Annotated in this window: 1 protein-coding gene and 1 pseudogene; both read right to left on the bottom strand. The window is 65.6% G+C overall.

Features of this window, described 5'->3' with window-relative positions; all coding sequences use genetic code 11:
- A pseudogene (locus Q7C21_RS22240) lies at window positions 1–195 on the bottom strand (sugar transporter); the annotation flags it as partial.
- Between the two features lie 160 nt (window positions 196–355).
- On the bottom strand, window positions 356–747 hold a 392-nt coding region (locus Q7C21_RS22235), incomplete at its 5' end, for a TetR family transcriptional regulator C-terminal domain-containing protein (RefSeq protein ID WP_375151122.1).

Raw genomic sequence — 747 nt, 5'->3', positions numbered from 1 at the left:
CGAGGTCAGGGACACGATCCAGGCGTAGATGGTCAGCATCAGCCCGACCCGCGCGGTAGGCAGGTCGAAGCTGGCGCCGATGGCGCTGAGCAGCCCCACCGGCACGAATTCCGTCGTGTTGAAGACAAAGGCCGCCAGCGCCAACGCGATGACCGGCTGCCAGTTACCTTGAGGTGTAGCCGCGGAGTTGCTCATGGGCGGGTCGTAATACTCTATCGATGATCGAACAGGTCCAGGACCCGATAAAAATGCACAACCCGGGCCAGGAACCATGACCGGGGGCTGCCCGCTTGCGCAGCTGGCGCACGGTGTCGCTGCCTGTTTTTTTGCGCGACACAGGCTGGCAGGCGCCTGGTCAGTTGCCCTGCGCCGCCTCGAAGACCGTCATGGCCAGCGTCACCCCTTTGAGCAGGCGCGCCTGGGTGACCCCGTCCCGGGCCTGTACCGACAGCCCGTGCAGCACCGTAGAGTAATAATCCCCCAGGGAAGTTGCATCGGTGTGTGCCGGCAGTTCGCCGGACTGCACCGCCGCTTCCAGGCGCTGGATGATGCTGGCGGTACGGGCCCGGCGATGCTCGGCCAGCCACTCACGCACGCCGTCGTTGTCACTGGAGCAGTTCACCGCCGAGGACACCACCATGCAGCCCTGGGGATGACCGGCCCGGGTGTAGAGCGCCACCGCCTCTTTGAGCATGCGCTCGATGGCGACATAGGCGCTGGCTTCGCCCAGGGCCTGGTCGGCAAAAC

This window comes from Pantoea sp. ANP04 (assembly GCF_041982285.1).
GTDB classification, from domain to species: domain Bacteria; phylum Pseudomonadota; class Gammaproteobacteria; order Enterobacterales; family Enterobacteriaceae; genus Pantoea; species Pantoea eucalypti.
This window is presented reverse-complemented; position numbering and strand designations above follow the sequence as displayed.